Annotated in this window: 28 protein-coding genes; 6 read left to right on the forward strand and 22 right to left on the reverse strand. The window is 46.6% G+C overall.

The genetic code is table 11. The features are described 5' to 3' along the window. Positions 1 to 116 precede the first annotated feature (116 nt). From L2082_RS10140 to tgt, 5 genes are all read right to left on the reverse strand, one after another. Positions 117 to 878, reverse strand: coding sequence for a hypothetical protein (locus tag L2082_RS10140; protein WP_446011707.1), 762 nt, complete (start codon positions 876 to 878; stop codon positions 117 to 119). Between the two features lie 68 nt (positions 879 to 946). Continuing rightward, positions 947 to 1663 carry a 16S rRNA (uracil(1498)-N(3))-methyltransferase gene (locus tag L2082_RS10145; protein ID WP_446008239.1) on the reverse strand — a complete coding sequence of 239 codons (717 nt, stop codon included), beginning with the start codon at positions 1661 to 1663 and terminating at the stop codon, positions 947 to 949. Positions 1664 to 1690: 27 nt separating this feature from the next. Beyond that, positions 1691 to 2317, reverse strand: coding sequence for a hypothetical protein (locus L2082_RS10150; protein ID WP_446008240.1), 627 nt, complete (start codon positions 2315 to 2317; stop codon positions 1691 to 1693). A 163-nt stretch (positions 2318 to 2480) separates the two neighbouring features. Further along, positions 2481 to 2819 (reverse strand): preprotein translocase subunit YajC, encoded by a 339-nt coding sequence (gene yajC / locus L2082_RS10155; RefSeq protein WP_446008241.1) that lies wholly within the window; start codon positions 2817 to 2819, stop codon positions 2481 to 2483. 36 nt (positions 2820 to 2855) lie between these two features. Then, positions 2856 to 3989: a tRNA guanosine(34) transglycosylase Tgt gene (gene tgt / locus L2082_RS10160; RefSeq protein ID WP_446011708.1), complete on the reverse strand. Its 1134-nt coding sequence runs from the start codon at positions 3987 to 3989 to the stop codon at positions 2856 to 2858. Between the two features lie 235 nt (positions 3990 to 4224). On the opposite strand from tgt, the gene L2082_RS10165 reads away from it, so the two are divergent. Beyond that, positions 4225 to 5463: a tetratricopeptide repeat protein gene (locus tag L2082_RS10165; RefSeq protein WP_446008243.1), complete on the forward strand. Its 1239-nt coding sequence runs from the start codon at positions 4225 to 4227 to the stop codon at positions 5461 to 5463. A gap of 110 nt (positions 5464 to 5573) precedes the next feature. Here L2082_RS10165 and L2082_RS10170 read toward each other — a convergent pair whose 3' ends face one another. The 10 genes from L2082_RS10170 to L2082_RS10215 all read right to left on the reverse strand — a co-directional run bounded on the left by L2082_RS10170 (position 5574) and on the right by L2082_RS10215 (position 11978). Continuing rightward, complete coding sequence (locus L2082_RS10170; protein WP_446008244.1) at positions 5574 to 5897, reverse strand: hypothetical protein; 324 nt, start codon at positions 5895 to 5897, stop codon at positions 5574 to 5576. A 96-nt stretch (positions 5898 to 5993) separates the two neighbouring features. After that, positions 5994 to 7214, reverse strand: a complete 1221-nt coding sequence (locus L2082_RS10175) for an FprA family A-type flavoprotein (RefSeq protein WP_446008245.1) — start codon at positions 7212 to 7214, stop codon at positions 5994 to 5996. Positions 7215 to 7455: 241 nt separating this feature from the next. Continuing rightward, complete coding sequence (locus L2082_RS10180; protein ID WP_446011709.1) at positions 7456 to 7725, reverse strand: hypothetical protein; 270 nt, start codon at positions 7723 to 7725, stop codon at positions 7456 to 7458. An 83-nt stretch (positions 7726 to 7808) separates the two neighbouring features. After that, positions 7809 to 8639, reverse strand: coding sequence for a metallophosphoesterase (locus L2082_RS10185; protein ID WP_446008247.1), 831 nt, complete (start codon positions 8637 to 8639; stop codon positions 7809 to 7811). A gap of 100 nt (positions 8640 to 8739) precedes the next feature. Next, the gene (locus L2082_RS10190) at positions 8740 to 8898 is read right to left on the reverse strand and encodes a rubredoxin (RefSeq protein WP_446008248.1); all 159 of its coding nucleotides are present in this window, start codon (positions 8896 to 8898) and stop codon (positions 8740 to 8742) included. Between the two features lie 68 nt (positions 8899 to 8966). Further along, positions 8967 to 9341, reverse strand: a complete 375-nt coding sequence (locus tag L2082_RS10195) for a desulfoferrodoxin (RefSeq protein ID WP_446008265.1) — start codon at positions 9339 to 9341, stop codon at positions 8967 to 8969. 145 nt (positions 9342 to 9486) lie between these two features. Next, entirely contained in the window at positions 9487 to 10080 is a 594-nt protein-coding gene (locus L2082_RS10200; protein ID WP_446008249.1) for a redoxin domain-containing protein, read from the reverse strand. Between the two features lie 69 nt (positions 10081 to 10149). Continuing rightward, positions 10150 to 10725, reverse strand: a complete 576-nt coding sequence (gene rbr, locus L2082_RS10205; RefSeq protein ID WP_446008250.1) for a rubrerythrin — start codon at positions 10723 to 10725, stop codon at positions 10150 to 10152. 35 nt (positions 10726 to 10760) lie between these two features. Beyond that, a complete protein-coding gene (locus L2082_RS10210) occupies positions 10761 to 11426 on the reverse strand; it encodes a transcriptional repressor (RefSeq protein WP_446008251.1) in 666 nt (221 codons plus the stop codon). Positions 11427 to 11777: 351 nt separating this feature from the next. Next, entirely contained in the window at positions 11778 to 11978 is a 201-nt protein-coding gene (locus L2082_RS10215) for a cold-shock protein (RefSeq protein WP_446008252.1), read from the reverse strand. Between the two features lie 114 nt (positions 11979 to 12092). Here L2082_RS10215 and L2082_RS10220 point away from each other — a divergent pair, with 114 nt between their 5' ends. After that, positions 12093 to 12647: a hypothetical protein gene (locus tag L2082_RS10220; protein WP_446008253.1), complete on the forward strand. Its 555-nt coding sequence runs from the start codon at positions 12093 to 12095 to the stop codon at positions 12645 to 12647. Here the strand turns inward: L2082_RS10220 and L2082_RS10225 are convergent. The 3 genes from L2082_RS10225 to L2082_RS10235 all read right to left on the reverse strand — a co-directional run bounded on the left by L2082_RS10225 (position 12623) and on the right by L2082_RS10235 (position 14229). Continuing rightward, the gene (locus L2082_RS10225) at positions 12623 to 13006 is read right to left on the reverse strand and encodes a PIN domain-containing protein (RefSeq protein WP_446008254.1); all 384 of its coding nucleotides are present in this window, start codon (positions 13004 to 13006) and stop codon (positions 12623 to 12625) included. The two genes, L2082_RS10220 and L2082_RS10225, sit on opposite strands and share 25 nt — an antisense overlap. Further along, positions 13003 to 13239 (reverse strand): type II toxin-antitoxin system Phd/YefM family antitoxin, encoded by a 237-nt coding sequence (locus L2082_RS10230; protein ID WP_446008255.1) that lies wholly within the window; start codon positions 13237 to 13239, stop codon positions 13003 to 13005. Before L2082_RS10230 ends, L2082_RS10225 begins: the two co-directional genes overlap by 4 nt. 75 nt (positions 13240 to 13314) lie before the next feature. After that, positions 13315 to 14229: an Rpn family recombination-promoting nuclease/putative transposase gene (locus L2082_RS10235; RefSeq protein WP_446008256.1), complete on the reverse strand. Its 915-nt coding sequence runs from the start codon at positions 14227 to 14229 to the stop codon at positions 13315 to 13317. A 150-nt stretch (positions 14230 to 14379) separates the two neighbouring features. Between L2082_RS10235 and L2082_RS10240 the strand changes: the two genes are divergently transcribed. Further along, on the forward strand, positions 14380 to 14613 hold the full coding sequence (locus L2082_RS10240) for a hypothetical protein (protein ID WP_446008257.1): 234 nt from the start codon (positions 14380 to 14382) through the stop codon (positions 14611 to 14613). A gap of 5 nt (positions 14614 to 14618) precedes the next feature. Here L2082_RS10240 and L2082_RS10245 read toward each other — a convergent pair whose 3' ends face one another. From L2082_RS10245 to L2082_RS10255, 3 genes are read right to left on the reverse strand one after another with little or no spacing between them, the layout of a single operon-like run. Continuing rightward, a complete protein-coding gene (locus L2082_RS10245; protein WP_446008258.1) occupies positions 14619 to 17819 on the reverse strand; it encodes an efflux RND transporter permease subunit in 3201 nt (1066 codons plus the stop codon). Beyond that, complete coding sequence (locus L2082_RS10250; RefSeq protein ID WP_446008259.1) at positions 17816 to 19018, reverse strand: efflux RND transporter periplasmic adaptor subunit; 1203 nt, start codon at positions 19016 to 19018, stop codon at positions 17816 to 17818. The genes L2082_RS10245 and L2082_RS10250 overlap by 4 nt, the downstream gene beginning before the upstream one ends. Next, the gene (locus tag L2082_RS10255; protein ID WP_446008260.1) at positions 19009 to 19497 is read right to left on the reverse strand and encodes a MarR family winged helix-turn-helix transcriptional regulator; all 489 of its coding nucleotides are present in this window, start codon (positions 19495 to 19497) and stop codon (positions 19009 to 19011) included. Before L2082_RS10255 ends, L2082_RS10250 begins: the two co-directional genes overlap by 10 nt. Before the next feature lie 117 nt (positions 19498 to 19614). On the opposite strand from L2082_RS10255, the gene L2082_RS10260 reads away from it, so the two are divergent. Genes L2082_RS10260 through L2082_RS10270 form a run of 3 tightly spaced genes read left to right on the forward strand, consistent with a single transcriptional unit; the run spans position 19615 to position 21859 of the window. Beyond that, on the forward strand, positions 19615 to 19848 hold the full coding sequence (locus tag L2082_RS10260; protein WP_446008261.1) for a hypothetical protein: 234 nt from the start codon (positions 19615 to 19617) through the stop codon (positions 19846 to 19848). Continuing rightward, on the forward strand, positions 19799 to 21631 hold the full coding sequence (locus tag L2082_RS10265; RefSeq protein ID WP_446008262.1) for a hypothetical protein: 1833 nt from the start codon (positions 19799 to 19801) through the stop codon (positions 21629 to 21631). Before L2082_RS10260 ends, L2082_RS10265 begins: the two co-directional genes overlap by 50 nt. Before the next feature lie 39 nt (positions 21632 to 21670). Further along, entirely contained in the window at positions 21671 to 21859 is a 189-nt protein-coding gene (locus L2082_RS10270) for a hypothetical protein (protein WP_446008263.1), read from the forward strand. A gap of 25 nt (positions 21860 to 21884) precedes the next feature. On the opposite strand, the gene L2082_RS10275 is transcribed toward L2082_RS10270, so the two are convergent. Next, the gene (locus L2082_RS10275; protein ID WP_446008264.1) at positions 21885 to 23189 is read right to left on the reverse strand and encodes a restriction endonuclease subunit S; all 1305 of its coding nucleotides are present in this window, start codon (positions 23187 to 23189) and stop codon (positions 21885 to 21887) included. Positions 23190 to 23330: the final 141 nt, after the last annotated feature.

The following is a 23330-nucleotide window of genomic DNA, read 5'->3' on the forward strand; positions in this document are numbered from 1 at the left end:
GTTAACAGCTCTGGGTATACAACGTAACGGTAAGCTGATTAACGTGAGCCTGAGAGAGCCTCCAACCTGAGGGCTGTCGGGTTATTGCGCCTTATGTCCATTTTACAGAAAGGCTGTCAGGGGCCTGTGGAAACACCAACTACACAATTATAGTTACTTTTCAACTGCGAAATATCCTTGAATGATCCCCGCTTGATATTTTTATATTCAAGCGATCCATCTTTAATCAGCATGTTGCCAGGTTTTAAAACCCGTTCTTCTTTCACCAGCCAGTTTACAAACTCCTTTTCCATATCCAGCATTTCATCATGTAATTTTGATATAGCCAGATCAGCATAATCGCTGTTTTTCGAGTCACGGTAAGAAATAATTTTATGGAGAGGAGAAAGGTTAAGAGGTTTTAATGAGGACTCGGCATTTATTTTTTCACATAATTTTTCGAAAAATTTACTTTTATGACCGCCATCCGGGTCAGCAATCGCAGGAACAGCAAGTATCAGTCTATTATTAGTACGAAAATTCTTGATATATCCTTCAAGGTTACGCCGACAACAAGATGCACCGATTTGACCAAGAAATATTGGATAAACTCGATTATTATATTCGATATCGTCTAACTTGTAGACTCGACGGGAACCATCAAGAAAAAAAGAAAATAAGGGAACTTTCAACTTAGAGACTGTCTCAAGAGACCTCCGCAGGTCAATCGACTTCTTATGCCTCTCAGTCTCACCATACTTATCGAAGACGAAATCTTTTTCTTTTTTATGGAAAGGCTCAGGAATCAAATCTGACTCACAGCAATACCGGTGAGTGGAATAGCTTTTCCCATAGGTTGCTTGCTCAAATATTTTTAGAGGGCTTATCCTTTTTACCATATTCTCCACTTCAGATCATATCTCTCTAAGAAAAAGGTGATATATACAACAAGATAGCAAGTTAGTAATCACAAATTCCCCATCCCCTGCTGCGCCAACACCACAGCAGCCAAGGCAGCAGTCTCCGCCCGCAGAATACGCGGCCCAAGCGAAATCGTCCTGAACCCAACTTCCTCCGCATAAGCAACCTCAGATGGATGAAAGCCACCTTCTGGCCCAATCAGCACCAGCACCGGCTGACCATCATCCAGCTCAAGAGCGGAAAAAGGCATACCCGTCTCGTTCTCCCAGGGCATAATTGTATGCCCCCCTTCTGGAAAGGAAAGGTCCTGTAATTTCGTAGGCGCACAGATCTGCATAGGAATCGGCCTCCGGCATTGCTTACAAGCCTCCAGCATGATCCGTTGCCAGCGCTCAAGCTGCTTGCCAGCCCGACCCGAATTTTCGCAATAGCGGGTAAGCACCGGCACAAAGGTATCCACCCCCAATTCCGTTGCCTTCTGGATCACCAGATCCATCTTCTTCCCCTTGATCACGGCCTGGGCCAAGGTCAGAGGCACCCCGGCATCCGCTGCATCGGTCCGGGACAGCACCTCAAAGACCACCTCTTTGGCGCTGACCCGACCGATCTCACCTGTAATAATAGCCCCTTTGCCATCAAAAAGTTCTGCGCAATCGCCAGGCTGCATCCGCAGAACATTTCTGATGTGATGGGCCTCCGGGCCAGTAATCAGGATCTGCCCGGCACTCTCCTGCATACTGGAGTCATAAAAAAATCGTCGCATGAGAACATAATTTCCCAAACACCAGGATTATCTGCTTCCCTTTGATCCCTTTTCCTTTGACCCCTTTCTCTTTGAACCTTTCTTTTTCGATCCTTTTTTCTTTTTAGACCCCTTCCACTTTTTTGGCCCCTTAGACCATTGCTCAACGTAGCGAATAACAACTGTGGGCATCTCCTGCTGCAGGATGATAAAAAACCGAGACCCAGGATAAATATCAAAAGAACGAAAAATAGCCTGCCAACCCTGGGGACGATGTTGCTTATAATGGTTAAGAATCTTTCTCAGAGGTACTCCATTCATCCTTGCCAGTTGAAGGACAAGCAGGACATCTGCTGGCGACATATTTTGCGTACGGATCAATTGATTAATCTTTCTCACTGGAACACTGAACACTGTATGAAGATCTTCGATATAAACGTCGGTCCGGGGACTCACCGCAGTCTCCAAATGAAAGAGAAATTGATCAAACTCCACATCCCCGGTGTTCATGGCAAAGGGATTTACAGGGTCAGGGGGATTTACGGGGTCAATAGAAGTAACGGTACTAAGGTTATTATTGACAGTAATATTATCAATAACATCGGGTTGTCTTGCCTGGACAGAAAACACACCAGGGATACAGAACAACAGGGTGAACAAAAAAAAAATTTTCATAACTCTTAACCTGAACATTTTACGTTTAAATAAGAAGGACAATCAGAGAGATTACATCCTTCAGTAACGCAGGATAAAAAAACCGCAGTCCTGCATCATCACAGAAGCTGCGGCCTTTTTCTTCTTCATAACCTATGAAGAGGCATCAACACCCATTAATGCCTCACCCCTTCTTGGCCGGGGCTGCCTGCTTGTCTTCCACCGGGGGGATAGCAAGGATATAGCCGCGATGGACTTTAATCCTGACTCCTTCAGAGATCTCCAGAGTCACAGCACTGTCAGTCAGACCGGTGATCTTGCCGTGAACACCACCTCCGGTCATCACCTTATCCCCTTTTTTCAGGTTAGCCAGAAAGTCCTGTTGCTCCTTGGCCTTTTTCTGCTGGGGACGGATGAGCAGGAAGTAAAAAACAATAAAAATCAGAATGAGCGGAACAAACTGAGCAAATCCACCACCAGGCGGTGCAGCGGCGGCTCCCTGTGCGTAAGCGACTCCAATCATGGAAATAAATCCTCCAAAAAATAATTTTTCTCGTGGTTAAAGCGGGTTTTCCCGCTGTGCATAAAAATTGCGCCGAAACTCGACAAAGCGATCTTCCATAATTGCTTGCCGCATATCAGCCATCAACGTGCAGTAATAATGCAGGTTATGGATACTGTTCAACTGATAGGCCAGGATCTCCCGGCATTGAAAAAGATGACGCAGATAGGCACGGGAATAATGGCGGCAGGTATAACAAGTACATTGCTCATCCAGAGGCCACTGATCTTCCCGGTATCGACTATTTTTTATAACAACTCTTCCCTGTGAAGTAAAGAGCATTCCATTGCGGGCATTACGGGTGGGCATGACACAATCAAACATATCCACGCCCCGATAGACCCCTTCCACCAGGTCCTCTGGCGTCCCTACCCCCATGAGGTATTTGGGATGGCTGTCCGGCAGAAGATGGACCGAGGCGTCCAGCATTTCATGCATCAACTCTTTCGGCTCACCCACGGAGAGACCACCCATTGCATAGCCGTCAAAGCCGATCTCAATCAACTCTTCTGCTGCTGGTTTGCGCAGCTCCGGGTACATTCCCCCTTGCAGGATACCAAAGAGCAACTGACCTGTGTCCTTCTGGGCTTCCCGACAGCGTTTGGCCCAGCGGGCGGTCAGAGCTGTGGCCTTTTGCGCCTCATCCAGAGTGGCAGGATAGGGAATACAGGTATCCAGAACCATCATGATATCTGCTCCCAGGGCCTCCTGGACTTCAACCACTTTTTCCGGGCTGAGAAAAAGTTTGGCCCCGTCCATATGGGATCGGAAGGTGGCGCCCTCTTCGGTAATTTGAGCCAACTCCTTGAGGCTGAAGATCTGAAAGCCACCAGAATCCGTCAGAATGGGCTTATCCCAATGCATGAAATCATGCAGACCACCAGAGCGACGAACCAGTTCATGACCAGGACGGATAAAGAGATGATAGGTGTTGCCCAGGATAATTTGGGCACCCAGTTCGTGCAGATCCTCTGGAGTCACCGCCTTTACTGTGCCCAAGGTCCCGACTGGCATAAAGACCGGGGTTTCAAAGGTTCCGTGCAGGGTCTTGACCTGACCACAACGGGCCGGACATTCACTTGATTGATGAAAAAGGGTATACGGTGATAGTGCAGTATTTTTTACAGGCATGGTAATTGGCATATTCTCTGTTTTCTTGTACAATATCCTAATAGTCTCCATGATTAGCCTGTGCTGGAGAATGCGTCAACAGAAAAAGATTCTCTTGTTCTTGATCAGGAGGTCTGCTATACCTTTAATATTGAGATTTTCCCAGATAATACGTTTAAAAAGCCAGATTCCAGCAGACAGCCATAACAGCATAATGGATTGGAACTGCTACCGGAGTTAAGGAGGAGTTCACACCGTGTCAAAACATACTGTAGCATTGTCGCCTAAGACCTACACCCAGCGATTGGTGAACCAAAAAAAGAAATTCCTTCAGGCAGTAACTGCTGCCATGGAAAACCAAGAAGAAAGCAAGCGGGAACGACTCCAGCTGGTGGTTGTCAGCCTGACCGAAGCCCTGACCTTTATTAAACAGGGCTATCAGCACGAAGTCAGCTGCCGCAAGGGAGCCTTGACAGCTCTGGATAAAATGCAAAAAATGCTGGGAGAAACGCTTTACAATCGGGCTGCAACAAGCGTATGCACCAAGGACAGTACTCTGGAAGCGGAACAGGTACTGGATAAGGTCATTGGCAAAGGAGGAAAAGGTGGGGCCTTTGCTGCTTTTCACAGTGGTCGACTGGCAGAATGCCGAATGGACTTTCCACGGGCAATGGTCCGCTTTGACAAGGCCGTTGAACTGGACAAGGGCAATCCCCATTATCTCCGGGCAGCAGGCCTGCTGGCTCGCAAGATGTACCAACATAAGAAAGCATTAATGCGCTTTATGGCCCTGGAAAAACTCCTGGTCCGCCAAAAAAAAGATTCTGTGGAACTGGCTGTAACCCGTCGGGAAGTGGCCTACAGTGCAGCACTCTTTGGGCAGCATAAACAGGCTGATGCCTATTATAAAAAGGCTATGGCAAGCCTGGAAAAGCTGGTGGGCAAGGATCACCTTGAAATGGGAATCAGCTGGTACCAGATCGGCCTTCTCAACGAAAGCCAAGGCAAATATGAAGAGGCTGAAGAACCCTACAAAAAAGCCCTGACCATCATCAAAAAAAGTGGCGATCCTATTCTTCTGGCGGATGTATTGGATAAATTGGCCCGTCTGCATATGGAGCTGGAAGGTGAAGCAGATGCTATCCCCTTATTTGAGCAGCTCTTAAAAATAAAAAAGAACTCTCCTGCTCCGGATTTGGCAGGTATTATCATCATCTGTAATAACGTCGGTGAAGCATACCGGATCTGCGGTAAGTACGATGAATCAGAAAAATATTATAAACAGGCCTTGGCTGTGACCCAAAAATTACGGGGCAAGGATCATCCGGCAGTGGGCAGCATCTATCAGGAACTGGCAAAGCTCTGTGAACGGCAACGAAAGATGGATGACGTTAAAAAATACAATGAAATGGCCGCAGCTATTTTTCAACGGGTGCTGGAGGAACAGGAGGCTGCAGCAGGGGATGGCGATGGAGATGGACGTTTGACCTTATAATATCATACTGGCTGTTGTAGGGGGCGATCCTTGTGATCACCCTTGTTGTCTGCCCCAAGGGCGAATACAAGATTCGCCCCTACCGTACCGAATGGAGATATGATACCCTGTTAATCCACATCTTCCATCGGCTTACCACAACAAACCGGTACGGAATCACCTGGTTTGAGATGGGAATACTTATTACAGATCCGACAGACAACCGTACATTCCTCCTGGACCTGATCGTCAGTATACACGGTCTTTGCTGACACACCCTCAATAACGAAGCGGGCTACATTGCTCTTGGCTGGAATATATTCACCAATGGGTTCCATCCGTTTATTATCCGCCACACAGTCGACCAACAGACGCCAAAGCACCTCCATGTCAGCAGTCTCCTGGGGATTTTCCATCGTACACTCAACAACATTTTTATCTATTGTGATCTTCATGTGTTTTCTCCTGTGTTATGGTGAACAATACACTAAAAATAGGATGCATCCCGGCTCAACAGGCCGGGAGAACAAAAAAGACAAAGAGGCAGGCGATCAAATAACAGATTCCACCTCTTTCCCTTCCTGACTATCAATCAAGGCCTGCCCCACTGTATGACCGAGTTCTACGCATTCTTTCAAGTGACCATGCTCAGGTACATACTGCACCTTGAGACCCTTATGTGCTAAGGTAAAATTCATTTCCTTCATGGCTGTATTCATCAGCTTGACGGCCTCACCTGACCAGCCAAAAGAGCCAAAAGCAGCCCCTATCTTATTGGTTGGCCGCAGGCCCCGCATATACATAAGGAAACCAGCCATTCTCGGCAACATACCATTATTCAGGGTTGGGCATCCAAGAATAATTGCACTGGCTTCAAGCACATCACACATAACATTACTGCGATGATTCACCTGAAGATTGATCAGCTTATAATGTATTCCTTTCTCCAGAAGCCCTGAAGCAATAGATTTCGCCATCATTTCAGTGGAATGCCACATACTGTCATAAATAACCAGGGCCTTGCCGTTGCCTTCATTTACGCACCAGCGAGAGTAGGCATCCAGAATTTTTCCTGGATTTTTTCGCCAGACCACCCCATGATCCGGAGCAATCATCTTAATGGGCAGGTGCATCTCCTCGACCTGTTTGATAAGTTTTTTCACAAGAGGTGAGTACAGGGTCAGAATATTGGCATAGTACTTGGTTGCCTCATACATGAGGACATCCTGATTCACTTCATCGTCAAAACGCTCACTGGTTGCGAGATGTTCACCAAAGGCATCACTGGAAAAGAGGATTTGATCTTCTTTCAGGTACGTAAACATAGAGTCCGGCCAGTGCAGCATCCGGGTCTCCACAAAGCTCAGGGTCTTCTCACCCACACTCAACTCTTCACCAGGGGTGACAACATGGTAGGGCCAATCTGCCTCGTGAAAATGCTTCATCAGGGCCTTATGGCCCATTTTGGAACAAATAACCTTTTCCGGCTCAATCTCCCGAATCACTTCAGGCAGTACTCCTGAATGGTCCATTTCCACATGATTGACCACCATATAATCAATCTTTTTCGGGTCAATAATATTACGGATACGATGCATCAATTCACGGCGGTACCCTTCTTTTACCGTGTCAATCAGCGTAACCTTTTCATCAATAATCAGGTAGGCATTATAGGTCGTACCACGTTCAGTGGAATAACCGTGAAAATCTCTGGTCATCCAATCAATGGCACCGACCCAGTAGACGTTTTTTGTCAGTTCAATAGGATTCACGAGTCAATTCTCCTGTTGCATGTTATTTTTAGCCATTTTTCAAACGCAGGCTCTATGAAGGTTTGATGACAGAGTTGTAAGATTGTATAAGGAACTTGATGCAAGGGGCGGATCGAAAAAATTCAATGCTGAGCAAGGCAATTAAAATGATGGTACTGCGCTACCTGTTTTTATGACGGTGACAATTTTTCCAATAAATGCTTCGCCCTGATCACTTTGACTTTTGTAAATTCTATATCTTTCAATATATTATAGTATTTTTCTTCTCATTCCTGATACGCTCAACGATTTCAGAAAAATCTTCTTCGCTCCATTGATTTTTTTCAAATGTTTCAACTATCCCTTTTGACAGGTTCTCAAAAGCAACTTGGTGAATCAATTTTTTTATATCAATTGAATAGCTCCTGCTTTTTAATTCATGGACTATCTGAATGATATTTATCTCATCTTTATCAAACCCGATTTCACCGAGTTTACTGTAAATATCAGGTGTAATTGTTTTTTGAAGCATTCTTTCCTCTTTTCTTGCTGGAAAGCTGGCACGTTATGTAAGGCAGATCAACCAAATGCACTTATTTAGTGAATATCAGATAGTTACACATCGGTTAAATGGAGTATTGCCACTTCAGGAAAACAATTAAACCGTACAGGTAGAATTGCCCACCCGATCCCCCTGCTTATAAATATATTTGTTTTCCGGGTTGTTATATAGCCGCTTGAGTACATCTTATTATGTACCGGCAAGATTGGAGGGCCGACAAACGGTATATTCACTTGGCCGCCATGAGTATGGCCAGCGATTGCCAAATTAATTTTTGTTGTATAATACTGATCGACGGCATCCGGATTATGCGTCAGCAATATTTTACATTTATCCTCGGAAATCCCGCTGAAAGCATTATCAATCCGCAAAGTGTCTTCATAAAAATCTCCAGAACCGCCAAGCCATATTTCCTGGTCGCCTTTGACAATCTTCACAGATTGATGCCGTAAATTCTGCCCTGTTTCGTTCAGCCAATATTCTGATCGATCAAAATCAGCCCAGTGATCGTGATTTCCCAAGACTGAAAAAACTCCATATTTTGCTTTCAGCTCTGCAAGTAGAGGCCAGACAATATCAATTTGTCCGGTTCCGTTCCTTTCATGTACATAATCACCGGTACACACCGTAACATCAGGGGCACAATCATTTGCCAACCTGACAACCTTTTGTACAAATGCTCTGCTGACGAGAGGGCCATAATGAACATCGGTTATATGCGCTATTCGGAACCCGTTAAAATGAGTGGGTAAACCTTTTACCGGAATGTTATATTCATTTACCTGGAGAATCTTGCCTTCAATGAAAAAGGGATAACTGCCGAGAAGCGTTAACCCGGCACCAACGCCTAATTTTTTAATAAATTGACGCCGTGACAGTTTCACTTTTTAATTGTCAATCTCCGTTGAAAGAACAAACCGCTTGGGCAGCAACAGCTACCCAAGCTATTTCTGCTATCAATACTAAGATACAAGAAAAAAGGGATCAGGCTACTTCAAAAGCTTCCTTACCAGCACCGCAAACAGGACAAAGCCAATCTTCTGGAACCTTGTCCCATGCTGTCCCTGCAGGGACATCATTGTCAGGGTCACCCGTTGCCGGGTCGTATTCATACCCGCAGACTTCACATATATATGTATCCATATTTATATCCTTCTGACTTCTTGAAAAGCAGTTGACCGAAGATTCGGTCAACCCGGTTTATACCCTGATTATGATTTCCATAGCCCGTGCAGATTGCAGTAAGCCCGTGCAGTCACAGTATCAGCTTCTGTACAGAAAACAGCTTCCGGCGCATCTCCCGGCTTTAAATCCGCTCGACAGACAGTAGTATCTGTTACCAGCTCAATCCACTCAATCCAATGTTTTTCTTCCATAGGATGGGCAACAGAACCGACAGTAACCTTATAACCATTATCTGTTTTTTCAACGACCGGGATATGTTTTTCCTGAGCTGCATCAACGGTGTTTTCCGTTAACAGCTCCATAGGTTGACCGCAACACACCAATTCACCGGCACCGGTATGCAGTACCTGAACGATATTACCGCATAAGGGGCATTTATACACTTCGTTCTTCTTGGTCATCATTATCCTCCGTTTTTACTGTTTGCTCTGGAATTGCAGACAGACCCGTTGTCCGTCCTGCAAAATTCTCGGTTACACACTATACAGCGGGCTGAAACCTGTCAACACCCTGTCTTGAGATTTATTACATAGATTCATCAGGGAGTCATCCGGCGTTTTTGCTCAAATATTCAGCAACACCTTCAGCTGTCGGCGTCATGGCATCTTCCCCTTCTTTCCAGTTGGCCGGACAAACATCACCATGGGTTTCGTGAAAGATCAGGGCATCAACCATACGCAGGGCCTCATCAACAGAACGACCAAGGGGCAGATCATTCACAACTGCATGGCGAACAACACCTTCCTTATCAATCAGAAAGGTCCCACGCAGGGCAACGCCCATATCCAGTAACACTCCGTACTGACGGGATATAGTCTTATCCAGATCAGCAACCAAGGGGAATTGTACTTCGCCGATACCGCCGTTATTCACAGAAGTATTTCTCCAGGCCCAGTGACTGAATTGAGAATCAACAGAAACGCCGATAACTTCACAATTCTTATCATGAAACTGCGCCAAAACCTTATCAAAAGCTATAATTTCTGAGGGACAAACAAAGGTAAAATCAAGAGGATAAAAGAAAAGAACAACGTATTTGCCGCGATAATCAGACAGTTTAAAATCTTCTTTAAACGATCCATCACCCATAACCGCAGTTGCTGTAAAATCAGGTGCCTGTTTTGTAACTAATCTGCTCATTATACCGCCCTCCTTTATGTGCTATATATCCATCTGCATACATTCGTCTCTTTAAAGACAGGGGTAACCCTACCAATTTTCGGCAAGAAGCTCAAAATAACTTTGTGGATGGGAACAGGCCGCACATTTTTTCGGAGCCTCTGTACTCTCTTGTAAAAATCCACACTTTATGCAATACCATGTCACTGTTTCATCACGCTTAAAGACTTTCCCTTCTTGCAGATTGGCGATAAAAGTCCGGTACTGTTTTGCATGCTGCTTCTCTGCTCTGGCTATGGCCAGAAAGGTATCAGCAATAGCAGAAAATCCCTCCTCCTTAGCAACCTTGGCAAAATCTGGATACATCTCCATATATTCATGCTCTTCACCGGCAGCAGCAGCCTCAAGATTTTCCATTGTTGTCCCAATGGTTCCGGCTGGAAAGGAAGCCTGTACTTCAACCTCACCTCCTTCCAGCAATTTAAACAGGCTCTTGGCATGCGCTCGCTCCTGTTCAGCAGTTCTCTCGAAAATATTGGCTATTTGAACCAATCCTTCTTTTTTCGCTACTTTTGCTGCAAACGAATAGCGATTTCTCGCCTGAGACTCCCCGGCAAATGCTGTCAGAATATTTTTTTCTGTCCTGGAACCTTGCAATGCAGTCATAATTTTAGTTTCTCCTTTTACGAACGTGTTATCTGTTACAGTGCTGCTTTCCCGGCTTTGGTTATTTCATACTTGCAACGAACCGGGCTTGTTACAAACCCTTTCTTTTTCAGAGCCGTCAACTGACAACTGATCTGTTTCGGCTCCAGTGAGGTTGCAGCAGCAATATCTTTATTTGCACTGGCATCATCTGACTTTGCTAATACCTCAAGCACCTCACGCTGCCGTTCACTCAACAAACTCTTCTTACAAGATTTCTTTGAGCATTCCCCTTTACAAGCATCCGTCTTTTTCTCTGCCTCTTCCTTCTCATTCTTTGCCTGGCATTTCGGGCAAATGCCAAAAAACTCCACACGACACCCTGAAATTGCATACCCCAGACTCTGATCCTCTCCCAAAGAAGCCAATCGGCTCTGATCAAATTTTATATCATCAACGCGTCGGCATTGCACGCAGAATACGTGGTCATGCTGGTCGATTTCTTTATCAAATCGTTTCTGACGCCCGCTGATCTCCAGCTTCCTGATCATTCCGGCCTCGGACAGAATTTCAAGATTTCTATACACTGTTGCCAAGCTGATACGTGGTAATTTCTTCTTAATGCGCTCGTACAATGCATCAGCAGTTGGATGATTGTGACAATTTCCAAGCTCTTCAAGAATCAATTCCCGCTGGTGGGTCATTCGTAGGATATCTTTCATCGGATCACCTGCTGTTAATTATTATTATCTTCTCAAGGTAATTAAGAATCATTACTGTGTCAAGAGTAATATTTACACAGCAAGATATCCCAAAATGTTGTTCATGAGAAGAACAACATTACCGAAACTGACTGATACCAAAAAGATAATATAATTAAAAACAAGAAAATTACGAGGTGGTTTTCTTTTTCAGGAAAAAATATTCTTTCGTATGATCAAAAAAAGGTGGGTTAAAAGGAGAGAGCGTCAAAAGCATGCATGCCCAAAAAAGATCAGGAATGCAAGACTTGCACCCCTGATTTGGCGTGTGTCTTCGTTACAACGAAAGAACGAAAGGAAGTTCCAGCTTATTTACTGAGCAATAACATTTTCTGCGGCAGGCCCTTTGGCACCGTCAACAACATCAAAAATTACACGCTGACCTTCCTGCAGACTCCTGAACCCATCAGCCCTGATTGCTGAGTGATGAACAAAAACGTCTGATCCATTTTCTTGTTCAATAAAGCCAAATCCTTTGGAATCATTAAACCATTTTACTGTCCCTTCTGCCATCGTGATACTCCTTGCTACGCGGTTTCTTTGCGAAACCATCTTGAAAAAAAACAGACTCCTGTTACGAAGCCCTGGTGCAGGACTGCAATCCAGCCTGCGGTTGACATAGTATATTTGGCTGATGCCGCAATTGATCAGCTAAACATAACTAGTACATATATAAATTGCTCTGCAAAATTACAAGCATTAATTTCCTGTAACCCATCAAAAAACATACGAAAGATAAGGGTTCCCCAAGATTTTTCGTTGCGGCCCAACAAAATTTCAGCACAAAGGAATCCGTATTTTTTTTTATCGCTTTCCAGTCCAGTGCCTTACCACCCAAACTTCACTGCCTTGATTCATGGTTTCAGAGTGGATGCAGATGAACGTTTTAATTCCTCTACAATTTCAGGATCAAGCCCGGTAAATCGTGCAATCTCCGCAGTAGCAAAAAGCTGCTCCCGCATAAGGTTCTTGTTCGGCTCTTCGCCGAGGATCTTTTTATCATTATATTCTTATTTTTACGGAAGTACACCTGTTGTGGTGGTGCAGGGGATGTGGGTGGCGTGGAAACAGTTGCGATGGTTTTGGGTATTGGAAGAAGTGGCAAATGAGTTGATTAATCAGGCTCTGACCCCCTATTTACGCCTATTTACGAGAAATCAGCCGTCAATCAGAAATTTTTGAATTTCAATATCAGACAGGTGCTTATAATGTTTATCGTTTCCTGTGATCAGTGGAAGCTGCCTGATCACTGCTGATGCACCAATCAACGCATCAGCCAGTTCTATAGAATGGCTGAGGGCATACTGCTCAACATAGAACATCGCTTTGGTGGAGATGAGTTCGTCAATTTGAATGACCTGAGCATTCAGTATGCCCAATGCCTTGTTAAATGCTTTGAGTTCCTGTTTGTTTCTCATGCCCTGAACAATTTCCATATAGGTCACCACGGACAGCGAGAAACGATCAAGACCGTGGAGAAAATCTATCGCATTCTGATAACCTCTTGAATACCAGATCAGTACATCCGTATCAACAATCAAAATGACCTGCCTTTCCTGAGCTTCCGAACATATCCATCAACATCGTTCATATCAGTCCGGTCTTTCCACATGCCGCAGAATTCGTTCTGTTTGTCTTTGTTTACATGCTCGTCAAGAGGAACAATTCTGGCATAGGGCTTTCCGTGAAAAGTGATGATAACTTCCTCACCCCTTCTTGCCACATCAAGAATTTTTTTGGTGTGAAATCGTAAGTCTTTGCTGGTTGCCTGCATAATGCCCTCCTGATTCGATTAAAAGTTTATATTTTATATTGTAAACTTTCAAAAGAGTTTGTCAAACATAAATTATCATCTATCTTTATGGATACTCTGCGCAATCTTCTCAATCGCCTCCAACGACAAACCTGTCAAAGACGCTATCACTACTTTATTCAGTCCTTGCTTCAGCCCGTTGATAACTATCTTGCGCTGGCCTTCTGCTTTCCCTATCTCTTTACCGCTCTCCATCCCAATCTCTATCCCCTCTTCCTTCCCCTCATCAAAGGCCGTATCAAGGGAGCTTTTCAGATCCCGGTAATATTTCAGACTCTTCTCATAGGAGCGCACCTGATCCGGGGTAAAGCGGGCAATCTCCGCAGTATCAAAAAGTTGCTCAAACACCTGCTCCCGGAGCGTATCCGGTATTCGTTCCAGCTGGTTCAGGTTCCTGATAACGTACAGCCACTTGTCAAACCGGGTCTTCAGCTCATCCAGGTTTTTGCTGAATTTTGGCATTTCCAGGTAGATGAAGGTCAGCTTGTTATAAAACACCCGATTGGTGTCAATGTCTTTCAATTTAACATCATAGCGGTATTTTTCAGGTTGATCTTTGTCTTCGTCAAAGACAAAATCCAGGATAGCCACTGTATAGACGGCCTTGAGCTGAAAATTCCAATCGTCCCGTTCCGCCTGTTCGCAGATGGGAAAGGTGGAGTAATAAAGTGCCCGGTCTTTGAAGAGATTTTGTTTGCTTTTTTGCAACTCAACAATGAACTTTTCGCCTCGTTCATTCTCACAGTAGAGATCGAATATCGCCTTGCGGTCAATATCGGTGTCACCGAGCTGTTCTGTCTTCAGGTAGGTCAGATCCCGGATTTCTCCCTGTTCCTCTCTGAGCAACTCGTTGAGAAAATCCAGCAGCAGGTTCTTGTTCGACTCTTCACTGAAGATCTTTTTAAACCCGTAATCGGTGGAGAGGTTGATGTAGCGTTCTTTGGTGGGCATTGTTTCTGTTTTTTACGGGTTGCTGGGTGCTTTGGTGCGGTTTACCATGTCGCGATCTTCTGATAGTTTGAATGCCACCAGTATATTCTTATTTTTACGGAAGTATAACTGTTGTGGTGGTACAGGGGATGCGGGTGACGAGGGACAGTTGTGATGTATCTGTACATGCACCCGATGACCTTTTACGAGTACCTCCTCGCCCTAGGCAAAGAAACTGTAGCCGAATATACGCGCCAAGCACCGGAAACGGTTGCCGAGTCTATCCAGCAGGCTGTTCTGACGGAACTGCGGCAGTATTTTTTTATCGGAGGAATGCCGGAATGCGTCAAGACTTTTCGTGATTCCGGATCAATACTGGCCTCTTTTCAGGTTCAGTCAGTGTGAAAAACTCACTCTCCCATCCGATCCACCCGCCGGGCCGCAGCAGGTTCCACTGCCTCTCGCTCCAGCCAGATACCGGTCTTCATCCGTCCGATCACCCGACGCCAATCATTGACAATCGCCAGCAGACCAGGAATCAGCACCAGGGTCAGAATGGTGGCGCAGATCACTCCGCCAGCCAGGGACAAGGCCATGGGGATAAGGAACTTAGCCTGCATATCCTTTTCCAGGATCAAGGGGGCAAGCCCACCCACCGTGGACATTGAAGTCAGGAGTACAGCCCGGAAACGGCGTTCCCCGCCTTTAAGTATCGCATTGAAAAACGACATGCCTTCAGCCAGATTTTCATTAATGCGTTCAATCAAGACAATGGCATCATTGACCACCACACCGGTTAAGGCAACCATACCAAACATAGACATCATGGATAAATCATACCCCAGCAGGAGATGGGCCAGAATTGCTCCAATAATGCCAAAGGGAATAGAGACCAGGATAACCAGGGGCTGGATATAAGAACGGAAAATAGTGGCCACAATCACAAAGATTCCCAGCACAGCCATGGGAAAGCCTACCTTGAGCGAGGAAAAAGACTCGCGCATATCTTTCTTTGAACCCTGGAGGGAGACGTGCAGACCTGGATAATCAGCCTCAAGCTCTTGAAAAAAACCTGCCGACAAATCCGCAAAGACCTCCTGGGAATTGGCTCGCTTGGAATCCACATCCGCAGTTACTGCGACCCGACGCATCCCGTCTGTCCGGGTAATAGTGGAAAAGCCAGGACCATAATCCACTTCAGCAACGGAAAGCAGGGGGATTTCCTGGCCTGTTCCAGTCCGAATCCGCATTTGCTCAAAGTCCGTAACCCGGCTCCGCTCTTCCTTGGTATAACGCACTTTCACCCGGACATCGTCCTTGCCCCGCTGTACCCGAAAGGCCTCCCGGCCATAGAACCCTGCATTGACCTGGCGGGCCAGATCCTCCACGGTCAGCCCCAGGGTACGGGCCTCTGGCTTGAGGCGAAGGCGGAACTCGTTCTTGCCAGCAGAGAAATCAGAGCGAATCTGAATCACCCCGTCATAGCTCCGCAGCTTTTCCTGGAGTTTTTCCGAGGCTGCCAGGATGTCATCCATCTTACTGCCCTGGAGCCAAATCTCAATCTCGGCACCGCCAGGACCGTGTGCTTCCCCTTCAAAGACAAGGGACTTTGCCCCGACAATGGAACCAATCTCCTCTTCCCAGGCGATTTGCAGATCTTTGGAATGCACGCCCAAATCCTCTGGCGGCAGAAGAATAAACTGAACCGATCCCAGATGCGGCCCCTTGGTTCCGCTGTTTCTGCTCAGACTTTGCCCCAGAAGGCTCATCCGTCGCTTAATCATGGGCTCTCCGGTCAGGGTGGGCGTGCGCTCAGCCACCCGGATAAAACTCTCTTCCATCCGTTGCAAGGCCTGCTCTGTGACCGTGGGTGGCGTACCTTCGGGAAACTCCACTGTGGAGGTGACCACAAAGCTGGACAGGGTAGGAAAGACCTGAAATTTAACAAATCCGGCCTGAACCAAGCCCACAGCCAGCAGCAGCGTCGCCACAGCAAGGGCCAGAAAGACATAACGAAAATGGAGCACTGCTCCAAGAAAAGGTATATAGAGCCGATGAATAAAGAATTCTAATCCCCTTTGCATAATACGCTGCAACCAGGAAAAAGACACTATTTGAAACAGGAGACTGCGGCGTGGCGGTTTGTTCAGATCAGGAAGATGGCTAAGATGAGCAGGCAAAAGAAAAAGACATTCCGCCAGAGAGATCAGCAAGCTGGAGATAACCACCGCTGGCATAATGGCAATGAATTTTCCCATAACCCCACCTACAAAGGCCAGGGGAATAAAGGCAACAATAGAGGTGGTGACCGCTGCAACAACAGGCATGCTGATTTCCATGGCCCCTTCCACAGCCGCTGCCAGGGGCGGTCGGCCTGCCTTGCGTCGGACATAAATGGCCTCACCCACCACAATGGCATCATCCACCACCACGCCGAGCACCATGATAAAGGCAAAGAGAGACACCATATTCAGGGTCTCGCCCAGGTACCAGATAATGAACAGGGAGCCAGCCAGAGAGACCGGAATCCCCATTCCAGCCCAAAAGGAAAGGCGTACATCAAGAAAGAGCCAGAGGAGAAAAAAGACCAGGGCCAATCCAATGATACCGTTTCTGGTCAACAAATCCATCCGGGCCCGCAAGGCTTCGGTATTATCGCTAAAGGTTTCCAGGCGGACACCAGGAGGAAGCTGTTGTTGCCTGTTTTTCATATATTTCTGTACTGTATCCGAGATCTGGATCGCATCCTCCTCATCGGTCTTAAAAACCATGACAAAGGCAGCAGGCTTGCCATTGACTAAGGAGACAATGGGGTCTTCGGTAAAACCGTCACGGATTTCTGCCAACCGCCCCAAGGTAATGAGTTCACCAGAGGTATCAGCCAGCACAACAATATCAGCCAGATCAGCACCTGTGTATTTCCGGCCCACAGTACGAACCCGGATCTCTTCGCCCTCAGTACGGATGGTCCCGCCGTGCAGATTGATACTGGAGCGACGCACAGCCTCGGAGACCTGCTCAAAGCTGAGGTTATACCGGCGCAACTGCTTTTCCGAGATCTCCACAGATATTTCATTGTCCCGGATACCAAAGACCTCTACCTGGGAAATACCATCCAGCAAGCGAATCTCATCCTGAATCTGCTCGGCAAAGGACTTGAGCTGTTTTTCCCCCATATCCCCGGACACAGAGAGCAGAACCACCGAGTTGCGCATCAGGATTTCTGTAACCACAGGCTTTTCCGCATCAACCGGAAAGGTGGAAATGGCATCTATCTTGGATTTAACATCATCCAGCACCTCACTGATATTGCTCCCCTCCCGAACATCCACCAGGGCTGTCCCTGCATTTTCCCGGGCCGAAGTGGTGTACTGCTTAATCCCCTCCACCCCTTCCAGGGCTTCTTCCACCTTGAGAATAATCCCCTCTTCCACCTCTTCCGGGTCAGCACCAGGATAGGCCACAGACACTGAGATTTTATCCACGGAAAACTGGGGAAAGGTCTCCCGCCGCATGGTGCTCAGGGCCAGTCCACCGCCGACAAAGATCAACAGGAGGACAATATTGGCAAAAACCGTATTACCGGCAAAGGCCGCAAGGATCTTCTTCATTCTTCCACCGCCTTTTGCTCAGATTGTGGGGCTGGTTCCTTGATACTGATCAAACTGTTTTCCAGAGGTTTTTCCAGGCGGGTAATGATAACCTGCTCACCTTGTTCCAGGCCATTGGTGATAAAGGCTGTGCCTCCTTCAACTCTGGCCACCTCCACCTTGCGGGTACGAAGACGATTTTCTTGAGTAACATACACTGTCTGCTCAAAGCTGACTGCTGACCGGGGCAAGAGAAAGACCCTGTCCAGGGATCGGCCCTCAATGTCCACCCGGCAAAACATCCCTTGCACCAGAGGGAAGGCAGAACTTGTCTCTGGTTGAAGCCGGACAGCCACGGTCAGGCTCCGGGTGCGGGGATCAAAACGAACCACCCGATCCAATCGCCCCTCTGCCTTTGTTGCATCATTTTCTGTCCAGCTAACTGTACAATTAGTTGCCTCTGGCAGAGCAAACCAGGAACGATCCTCCTGCGTGTGCGGCTTAAAACGGAGCCATTTGACAGCATCGCGGCTATCCAAAGAGACCTGCACCTCCAGGTCGCTATCATCGGTCAGGGTGAGCAGATCTCTTCCCGGTGTCACATACTCATCCTGCTCTGTATGAAGCTCAGTGACCCGACCGGTAAAAGGTGCCCGGATAACGCAACGGCTTAACTGTAGCTTGGCCTGGGCAATACTCTCCTTGACCGGGATAATCTGATTTCTGATAGCATTGACGGATTGCTCACCCTTTTCCACACTGGACTGGGTGCCGACCTTTTTCTGTGTATAGAGATTACTGACCCGCTGGTACTCCTTACGGGCCAGCTCAAGATCACGGGTCAAACTCTTCAGGCGGGCCTGGGCCATTTCCAGATTGAGACGAAAATCCTGCTCATTAATCTTGTAGAGGATCTCCCCTTTCTTGATGACAGCCCCGGTCTGGAGTTCCTTATGAGCAAAGATGATGCGCCCTGCAACTTCAGCAGGCAGGGTGACCTCAGTTCGGGAGATGATCTCGCCATAGCCGGAAATAATCACCGGGGCCTTTTCCGGTTGTACCTGAACAACCTCGACTGGCAAGGCTGGCTCTTTGCGCTCTACCTTTTGCGGCGGCTTTTTCATCTTCTTCATCTTTTTCATACCGATAACCCCACCTGCTAAGATCAGCAGGCAGAGGATGATACGAAGAAGCACTGAACCTGTTTTTTTTAGCTGCATGTTTCTTTTCCTTGTCTGTTCTGTCGACGGAGTACCTCTTCCACCCGCTCAAGGACTTCGCCCCATTTCCGAGCTGTTTCCGGGCCAAGCTCTTCCACTAACTCAATAAAGGAGGCCAGCATTTGTTCTTCCATTTTGTCAATCCGCTCCTCAGATTCTGGACTTAAGCTGATAATGACCTTCCGCCGATCCCTTGATGAACGAGTCCTGATCAACATCTTACGCTCCACCAAACGCTCCACCATCACAGAGACTGAAGGTGGAGAAACCTTGAGCAGCTCAGCCAGCCTGCTGAGAGTTAGGTCATCACTGCTCCGCACAGTCATCAATAAATTCATCTGAGCTATTGATAAATCGCAGCCTTCAATGCTGCGATCATTGAGATGCAGCCGGGTCAGGTTGTTATGCATATGATTCCGAAGCATCTTGCCCACGGAAAAAATATACCCGGCCTGTTCTCTCGTTTGTTGATCTACCAAAAAAGGTTCCCATTTATGTTGATTGAATAATAGTTAGACTATTTAATAATTAATTCCACAAAGGGTTGTCAAGGGAAAATAACTTAGATAAGCAAATAGTCAGGAAGAAAGGATCTTGTGATAGGAAAAAAATGGCTGAGAAAAGAAGCCGGTACTGGAGGGTTGATGGTTGCCGTCGAACAGCGGGTCAGGTACAATATTGCGCTGGATGAAAACCTGTTGCTGGATGCGCTGGTCAGAAATAAACCAGACCTAGCTTTTCTGTCAAGTAAGAACATAGTGTTACAAAGGAAATCCAGAAATGTCGGATATAAAAATATGGCCGGTCGAAGAGATGGTCCACGAGGATGAATTCACTGACCGGGTGGAACTCCTGCGCGAGCTGGACCAATGGGTCGCCGCGATTCAGCGTATGGGCGCAACAAGCACCGCCCTGATCGCACCGCGCAGGATTGGCAAGACCGTGCTGCTTGATCGGCTGGTGAACACTGTATTCTTTAAGCCGGAATATCAGGTTGCACCCTTTTATTTTAAAATGACGCGGGAAAAAAGCACCTTACGGGACTTCCTTCTGATATATGCCACCACATTCTTCAGGCAGTACTTGGCCTACTGCGAACAGGATGCGGCCCTGTTCAGTAATCAGGCAGTATCTCTGGAAAAGCTTTTGACCTATCCAGCCACCCACAAAGCCAGCCGTATGGCTTTGGAATATATAGACGAGTTTTTGGAGCGCTATACCACCCACACCGAGGAAGATGCCCGAGGGCACTGGGATGGCTTCATCTGTGTGCCGGAACGACTCGGTTCGCATTCAGGCACTAGGGTAGCTGTGATTATTGACGAATTCCAGGACATGCAGTTCTTCATCTACAATATGCCCAAGGAATTGATGGACACTAAAGACCGTTCAGACGGGCAAGGTGCGATCCGGCTCGCCAACACCTTTGACCGGCAGGCCCAGAGCCGCAAGGCACCCATGCTGGTTTCCGGTTCCGCAGTGACGATGGTTTTCAGAACGGTCATGGGCGGGCCCCTGGGCGGACGCTTCGACTTCATTTACATAAAACCGCTGTCCGTGCCGGACGGGGCCACGCTCCTGCACAGCACACTCAAATACTATGGCGGGAGACGGATGATCAATCCAGAACTGGCCCTGTATGCCAGTGCTCAGGTAGGAGGTCATCCCTATTATCTCTACTGTCTGGCTACCTCCAAATGCGAGACCAAAGAATTTCGGGATAAACAGGCCGTTGATCAAGTCGTTCGCTATGAGATCGAAAACGGCAAGATCTACGGCTTCTGGCGGACCCATTTTGACAATAACCGGGAGTTGATCAATCAGGATGATGATACAGAGCTGGGCAAGAAGATTATCTATTATTTTACCCGTTATAATAATCAACCTGTAGACACCAAGGCCATTGCCGACAAACTCGGAGTGGCGAAAAAGGCTGTGGCAAAAAAAATCGAAAAGCTCTATGCAGCAGATCTGGTTTATCGAACAGCCGAGAAATTTTACACCTTCAACGATATCTGCCTGATGCGTTTTATCAAGTTCGTCTACGAACAGGATCTGGAGGGTGTGGACGAGATTGACCTGAGTCAACAGGGGGTTATAAATACTCTAAAAGGGAAATTTCTGGAAATGGTTGCGGAAGTCTCCATGCTCAAGTTCAACCATGAACAGCTGCCCGGTGCCTGGTTCGGCAGAGCAGAGGAGATTGTTGAGGTACCGCTGTTTCAGTACGTCAGGTCGCAACGGGTCAAGGCATCGGCAAGCCCGGAGTATCAGATTGACGTGCTCGGCAGGGAAGCAGGAAAAGAAGACCGGGTCTGGCTCTGCGAATGCAAGTACACCCGGAAGCCTATGGGTATAGCGCAGGTGGAAAAGCTGGAAGCAGCAGCACTGGCCTTTCGTCAGCAGCTGGAGGAAGAAGGGCGATCCGTGCCTGCGGAACTCCGCTTCTGGTTAATATCCACTGGCGGCTTTACCCAGGAGGTGCTGGAGTATGCTGTCAACCGGAAGGATATGTATGCCTCGGATTACGATGGCATCAATAACATTTTTCGGAGATTCGGGAGTAATTATTTCATTCCTTTGTTTACCAATAGCTCGGAAAACAATTTTTAGATGAATAATTACAGCGCATTGAAACAGCGATGAATTTCGATGCGGCAAAAAGAGCTAACAATACCTGAGATCAAAATATGGCCGGTCGAAGAGATGGTCCACGAGGATGAATTCACTGACCGGGTGGAACTGTTGTGCGAGCTGGGCCGATTGCTCACCCTTTTCCTTCGTGGACTGGATTTTTTATCCCGATACCTTCCTATTAGTCTAAAAGATATTGCTGGATAAAAGCAATGGTTATCGGGTTTGCTGATTATTGCAGGGACTGCGTTTCCTTGTCCAGCCAGTCCATAGCAGTCTGTTCGTCCTGTTCAATCGCCAGTTCCACGGCGCGTTTGGCGCATTCCAGCAGGTGTTTGGACTGCTTGCGCAGATTGAATGCTTCATTGACTTTTTGCTGGATTACGTTCTGCTTATCTCTGGACAAAAGCGGGATAACAGTTTCCTTTACCTGATCAGGTCGCCAGTGCAGAATCACCGATCCCCCGACATCCCGTTTTATCTGCTCTTTTGTCAAGATGGAATTCAGTACCAAGGTCAGATATTCGCCGGTAATCTCCTCGTTTTTGATTTTCAAGCGAAGGATACCGCCTGAAGGGATCATTTGCTTTGGTTTATCATTCAGATAATATGCAATTCCAGGAGTTGCGTCTTTGCTGAACAGAATTTCTCCCTGCTTCGGCTGATGCTTTCTGATTTCCCGATACAGTTTTTCCGAAATGTATTTTTCTTCCGTGATTTCAAAGGGGCTGAGATTACTGACCCGTACAAAAGGAATACCTTCATCAAGGTACGCCTCAGAGCCTACTTCAACACATTTTCGGATTTCCAGCAAATTGCCCAACGTATCGTATCCGCCCTGATAGTTTTGGATTGCCCTGACTATCTCTTCATATTTCGGTTGAAAATATTCCGCATCCAGCCGTCCGGCCTGTTCTGTTTCAGAGTAGTTTTTGACAAAGGAAAGGTGGTGTTTGGGTTGCCAGTTGGTTAAGCCGAGTTCGGAAAGAAGGAGGGTTTGGGCTTTTTGGTAGCTGTATTCTGATTTGGTGAGCATAGAAAATGATAAATTTACTATGCCTGCAATGATGTGATTAAGTTTTCGGGAAAACTTCGGCACTCTCAATTCTTTAAATTTAGCCAAGCTAAAATTGGCTTGATTTCCCTGCATTGAAAATTTTTCTATTTCGAGCTTTCCATTAAATGTATTCAAATAGACGGCAAGGGTTTCAGAATTAATTAGACTACTATTTGGTCGTATTTTGAATAAATGGGACTCATAAACATATGGATAATCCTTGGCTACTAAAGCAGATTTTCCAACTAGTTTAGGGTTGCCGTTAGTACGACAGATTAAAATATCTCCTTTTTTTAGAGCGTATAAGGCGAAGTCATCATCAAAAATTTTTTCGCTATATTGATTGGCTCTTCCTGTAAAGATTCCGTTAAATTCATTCATTCTAAGTACAGGATAACCTTTTCCGTCACTATTTAGACCATATATTGAGTTGTATTGTCCTAACCCAAGTTCGTGACATAAAAAGTCAAAGTTATGCAAAAACAACAAGTTGCTTATTTTTTGACTATTCCTATGGCACTACAAATTTTTATTTTGCCGGAATCGTCCTCTTGATAATCCTGCCAGGATGATGTGGCAGGCCAAGAGCGTCATATATTCTTTGTTGTCTCGGTTCCGGGC

The sequence above is a fragment of the Candidatus Electrothrix sp. genome, assembly GCF_052785085.1.

What these genes read in the sequence shown, in the direction of transcription:
- yajC (WP_446008241.1), bottom strand. Translation starts at nt 2,819, where the DNA reads ATGATTGGAGTCGCTTACGCACAGGGAGCCGCCGCTGCACCGCCTGGT.
- L2082_RS10180 (WP_446011709.1), bottom strand. Translation starts at nt 7,725, where the DNA reads ATGCTTCAAAAAACAATTACACCTGATATTTACAGTAAACTCGGTGAA.
- L2082_RS10140 (WP_446011707.1), bottom strand. Translation starts at nt 878, where the DNA reads ATGGTAAAAAGGATAAGCCCTCTAAAAATATTTGAGCAAGCAACCTAT.
- L2082_RS10245 (WP_446008258.1), bottom strand. Translation starts at nt 17,819, where the DNA reads ATGAAGAAGATCCTTGCGGCCTTTGCCGGTAATACGGTTTTTGCCAAT.
- L2082_RS10210 (WP_446008251.1), bottom strand. Translation starts at nt 11,426, where the DNA reads ATGAAAGATATCCTACGAATGACCCACCAGCGGGAATTGATTCTTGAA.
- L2082_RS10250 (WP_446008259.1), bottom strand. Translation starts at nt 19,018, where the DNA reads ATGCAGCTAAAAAAAACAGGTTCAGTGCTTCTTCGTATCATCCTCTGC.
- L2082_RS10200 (WP_446008249.1), bottom strand. Translation starts at nt 10,080, where the DNA reads ATGAGCAGATTAGTTACAAAACAGGCACCTGATTTTACAGCAACTGCG.
- L2082_RS10235 (WP_446008256.1), bottom strand. Translation starts at nt 14,229, where the DNA reads ATGCCCACCAAAGAACGCTACATCAACCTCTCCACCGATTACGGGTTT.
- tgt (WP_446011708.1), bottom strand. Translation starts at nt 3,989, where the DNA reads ATGCCTGTAAAAAATACTGCACTATCACCGTATACCCTTTTTCATCAA.
- L2082_RS10150 (WP_446008240.1), bottom strand. Translation starts at nt 2,317, where the DNA reads ATGAAAATTTTTTTTTTGTTCACCCTGTTGTTCTGTATCCCTGGTGTG.
- L2082_RS10195 (WP_446008265.1), bottom strand. Translation starts at nt 9,341, where the DNA reads ATGACCAAGAAGAACGAAGTGTATAAATGCCCCTTATGCGGTAATATC.
- L2082_RS10265 (WP_446008262.1), top strand. Translation starts at nt 19,799, where the DNA reads ATGTCGGATATAAAAATATGGCCGGTCGAAGAGATGGTCCACGAGGAT.
- L2082_RS10190 (WP_446008248.1), bottom strand. Translation starts at nt 8,898, where the DNA reads ATGGATACATATATATGTGAAGTCTGCGGGTATGAATACGACCCGGCA.
- L2082_RS10230 (WP_446008255.1), bottom strand. Translation starts at nt 13,239, where the DNA reads ATGCAGGCAACCAGCAAAGACTTACGATTTCACACCAAAAAAATTCTT.
- L2082_RS10270 (WP_446008263.1), top strand. Translation starts at nt 21,671, where the DNA reads ATGCGGCAAAAAGAGCTAACAATACCTGAGATCAAAATATGGCCGGTC.
- L2082_RS10145 (WP_446008239.1), bottom strand. Translation starts at nt 1,663, where the DNA reads ATGCGACGATTTTTTTATGACTCCAGTATGCAGGAGAGTGCCGGGCAG.
- L2082_RS10215 (WP_446008252.1), bottom strand. Translation starts at nt 11,978, where the DNA reads ATGGCAGAAGGGACAGTAAAATGGTTTAATGATTCCAAAGGATTTGGC.
- L2082_RS10170 (WP_446008244.1), bottom strand. Translation starts at nt 5,897, where the DNA reads ATGAAGATCACAATAGATAAAAATGTTGTTGAGTGTACGATGGAAAAT.
- rbr (WP_446008250.1), bottom strand. Translation starts at nt 10,725, where the DNA reads ATGACTGCATTGCAAGGTTCCAGGACAGAAAAAAATATTCTGACAGCA.